Below are 3834 nucleotides of genomic sequence, written 5' to 3'. Positions count from 1 at the left end.
CTAAGTGCATGATCACCGATGAACTGGCGTCTGCATATTTTGCATTGGTAATTTTGTTTACCATCCACTTTTGAGCCATTTTTCTTTATACTGTCGCTCAGGCAGGTAGGACATTTGATGTGTAGAGTGATTTGCATTTGCCTATGTTATCAAAGTTCTAACTGTCTTTTTAAGCAGCATACTTTTTGATACACCACCTGTTTTTTTTTCCATGTCCTTGGTAAGCATCCCTACAGCTGCTAACTTTCTTCGGTTATCTGAAAAGTAGTGGATTGTTCCAGATATATGTACGACCTGATAATTCCATGTAGGTACTTGCTGATGATGTTCAAACTTGCTTGGGTAGTAATTTGCAGAAATATAAGCATCATCCCCTTTAAATATGCACAATACTTCAGTACCTTCAGCAACTCGGTTTTTCATATCATTTACAATAGCAATATGACCAATCAGAATATCTTCAGCCTTCAGAATTAATGGAACATGCGTTGCACAAAGCCCATGCTGTGTATGAGCAACAATACAAGCAAGTGGATAACCTTCAATGAGATCTTTTATCTTTTCTGATCTCACTTCTTTAAACTCGTTTGGAATGTACATGGCTTACTCTAGTTTTTGAAGTTTAACATCTGTATTCAATGCTGAAGTTTGAGAGGCATTCATAACCATTGCTAAAAAGGAATAATATCCTTGAATTCCGATTAAATCGATTACTCCTTTTTCTCCAAATAATGTTATCGCATCACTCCAACATTGATCACTAATTTTTTTTGTTTTTTGAAGTTCCATACAAAAATCATAAACAACTTGTTCATCATATTTGAGGGAATTTGGTTATTGATTAAAATTGATTGCTTCTACATCTTTCGATGAAATTCCCTTTTCAATAGCAATAGGCGCATGTATTTGCCACTCAACTGTTTGGTGCCAATATCTTGCTGTAATTAAAATAGTAAGCTCTGTCAATCTATGACCAATAATGCTTGAGTACCTTAAATACTCTCCTAACTGCTGTGTGCAGTTCATTAACTGGGGGTTTCTTAATAGTACCTGAAAAGGAGCTATTAACTCCCCTCTTGGACCTGAAATAATTTTCTCTGCCTCTTTCCTCTGTTCCAGTGTCCAAGTACTTTCATTTAATGGAGGAAGTCTATCTTTTAAAGTCATTTTATTTCTCTAACAACACAGTACTTGTCACTTTTTGAATGACAATATCTAGTGTATCTACAATAAAATCGATCTCATTTTTTTTAATAATAAAAGGTGGAGCTAAAAGAATATGATCACCTGTTTGACCATCAATTGTTCCTCCCATTGGGTATACCATTAAGCCCTTTTCAAAACATTCTTTTTTAATTAGTTTATGAATTTCTTTTGAAGGATCGAATGCCTGTTTAGATTCTTTATTTTGAACGAGCTCAATACCTAAAAATAATCCTCTTCCACGTATGTTTCCAACTGTCTCTATAGACGAAAGCTTGTGTTGAAGTTGATTAAATAGGTAATCACCTTGGTGTTTTACATGATCTACTAAATTATCTCTAAAAATTATTTTTTGTACAGCTAAAGCTGCCGCTGCTGCTGTTGGGTGACAAATATAGGTATGGCCATGTTGAAAGAAGCCAGTTCCTTTTTTTATAGCATCTATAATAAAGTCTTTTGTAAATACTGCACCAATAGGTTGATAACCGCCACCTAACCCCTTTGCTACGGCAACAATATCAGGAATAAAGTCATCTTGTTCAAACGCATGTAACGTTCCTGTTCTTCCCATACCACACATGACTTCATCGGCAATATACAAAATCCCATACTTACGGCATATATCATAAATACCTCGTAAGTAGCCTGGAGTTGGAGGAATAGCGCCAGAAGTTGCACCTACTACTGTTTCTGCGCAAAAAGCAATAATTCGATGCGGTCCAATATCATATACTTTCTTTTCAAATTCTTTTAGAAGTCGATCGGTATATTGATCGACTGTTTCATTTTCTTTTTTTCCACGATATTCATTACATTCTGCAACTCTTTCAACATTCATTAATAAAGGTGAAAATATTCTTTTACGCCACTCATTACCACCCACTGCAAGTGCACCTAAAGTATTGCCATGATAACTTTGAGAACGGCCCAAGAAAACAGTACGTTCTTCTTCACCAATATCTACAAAATATTGTCTTGCAAGTTTAAGAGACGTTTCCATGGCTTCAGAGCCACCTGAAACAAAATATATTCTATTCAGAGATGATGGTGCAGTTTGGATAAGATGATCTGCTAATTCTTCTACTACATCTGTGGTAAAGAAACTTGTGTGTGCATAGGCTAAATGATCTATTTGCTTATGCATTGCAGAAATAATTTCTCTATGTCCATGTCCCAAGCAAGAAACTGCGGCTCCACCACATGCATCTAAATATAATTTTCCATGTATATCCTTTAAATAACACCCTTTTCCAGAAACTGCTGTAATTGGAGATTTTTCTAAGTTTCTATGAATAATATGGCTCATTTTATATACTCACTTTGACATAAGAATATCTTATTTAATTCATATGAATCATGTCAATAATTAAATGAATCAGATGAATCAGATGCAAGGATACTTTTTAAAGTTAATTTTAAATAAGTTCAAAAAATAATCATTAAAAGATTTAAATTTTAGTATTTTTATAATTAGTAAGGCTTTTAATATTCTTTTAATATTCTTTTAATGCTTTTAGACATCTTATAAGCCTTGCTATTAAAGGATTACAGAGATAATAAAGATACGTTTAGTCACCAATAAAGATACGTTTAGTCACCAATAAAGATACGTTTAGTCACCAATAAAGATGCGTTTAGTCACCAATAAGATACATTGACTTATAATGTACTATTAGATACATTTATGATGTGTTGTATCTTTATTAAAAATTAATATGAAAAATGAACTGGTTGTTAAAGATAATATTTTAATTAATGCATCATATAATTTAGAGCTGACAGAGCAGCGTCTAATTTTATTGTCTATTGTAAAAGCAAGGGAAACAGGACAAGGTATCACGGCTGATAGTAAATTACAGATATATGCTGGTGACTATATGTATCATTATAAAGTCGATCGGCATGCCGCATATAAAGCTTTAAAAGAAGCTGCTCTCAACTTATTTGAAAGGCAGTTTTCCTTCAAAGAAGAACATGAGAATACTGGAAAAATGGGTGTTGTTAAATCCAGATGGGTGAGTCGAATAAAGTATATCGATGAGTTAGCTATCCTAGAAGTGACTTTCTCGCCAGATGTGGTTCCTTTAATTACTCGTCTAGAAAAACACTTCACCTCATATAAATTGAAACAAGTATCTCAGTTAACCAGTAAGTATGCCATACGTCTTTATGAAATTCTTATTGCATGGCGTGATATTGGGAAAACACCAGTTATTCGTCTTATTGATTTTAGAACACAGTTAGGTTTAGGAGATACTGAATATACAGCAATGAATAATTTTAAAAAGAGAGTTCTTGAGCCCGCTATTGATCAAATTAATAAACTTACAGATATTACTGTCGAATACGAACAATTTAAAGAGGGTCGAGTTATTAGTGGAATTCAATTTAAACTGAAATTAAAACTATTAAAAATTGATGAAGAAAATATAGCACATGAATTTATACCAACTACATTTATTGGATTAACAGAAGGTCAAATTAAACTTTTTGCAAAGAAACTTGCTTATGATGATATCTTCGCAAGTAGTTACGCTGAAATTGGAGAATCATATAAAGATTTAGAAGAAAGATTGATAAATAATATAAATAATCCTGAGTTCTTTGAAAAGAATTTGCACCATCTAGAAC

6 protein-coding genes are annotated in these 3834 nt (G+C 33.1%); 1 reads left to right on the top strand and 5 read right to left on the bottom strand.

What is annotated here, in order from left to right; all coding sequences use genetic code 11:
* The 5 genes from I2F23_RS13650 to I2F23_RS13635 form a co-directional block, all read right to left on the bottom strand.
* On the bottom strand, positions 1-137 hold a 137-nt coding region (locus I2F23_RS13650), incomplete at its 3' end, for an IS1 family transposase (protein WP_195773114.1).
* Positions 138-141: 4 nt separating this feature from the next.
* Positions 142-600, bottom strand: a complete 459-nt coding sequence (locus I2F23_RS13645) for an FMN-binding negative transcriptional regulator (RefSeq protein ID WP_195773113.1) — start codon at positions 598-600, stop codon at positions 142-144.
* Between the two features lie 3 nt (positions 601-603).
* Positions 604-789 (bottom strand): hypothetical protein, encoded by a 186-nt coding sequence (locus I2F23_RS13965; protein ID WP_228285413.1) that lies wholly within the window; start codon positions 787-789, stop codon positions 604-606.
* A 45-nt stretch (positions 790-834) separates the two neighbouring features.
* A complete protein-coding gene (locus tag I2F23_RS13960) occupies positions 835-1167 on the bottom strand; it encodes a hypothetical protein (RefSeq protein ID WP_228285412.1) in 333 nt (110 codons plus the stop codon).
* Position 1168: 1 nt separating this feature from the next.
* Positions 1169-2509, bottom strand: a complete 1341-nt coding sequence (locus I2F23_RS13635) for an aspartate aminotransferase family protein (RefSeq protein ID WP_195773112.1) — start codon at positions 2507-2509, stop codon at positions 1169-1171.
* Positions 2510-2918: 409 nt separating this feature from the next.
* On the opposite strand from I2F23_RS13635, the gene repM reads away from it, so the two are divergent.
* Positions 2919-3834 (top strand): replication initiation protein RepM (repM, locus tag I2F23_RS13630; RefSeq protein WP_195773111.1); only part of this gene is annotated, 916 nt, incomplete at its 3' end.

This window comes from Acinetobacter pollinis (genome assembly GCF_015627175.1).
Taxonomy (GTDB): Bacteria; Pseudomonadota; Gammaproteobacteria; order Pseudomonadales; family Moraxellaceae; genus Acinetobacter; species Acinetobacter pollinis.
This window is presented reverse-complemented; position numbering and strand designations above follow the sequence as displayed.

Bases quoted from the DNA above. Each gene is read 5' to 3' on its own strand.
- I2F23_RS13645 (WP_195773113.1), bottom strand. From the start codon at position 600: ATGTACATTCCAAACGAGTTTAAAGAAGTGAGATCAGAAAAGATAAAA.
- I2F23_RS13965 (WP_228285413.1), bottom strand. From the start codon at position 789: ATGGAACTTCAAAAAACAAAAAAAATTAGTGATCAATGTTGGAGTGAT.
- I2F23_RS13960 (WP_228285412.1), bottom strand. From the start codon at position 1,167: ATGACTTTAAAAGATAGACTTCCTCCATTAAATGAAAGTACTTGGACA.
- I2F23_RS13635 (WP_195773112.1), bottom strand. From the start codon at position 2,509: ATGAGCCATATTATTCATAGAAACTTAGAAAAATCTCCAATTACAGCA.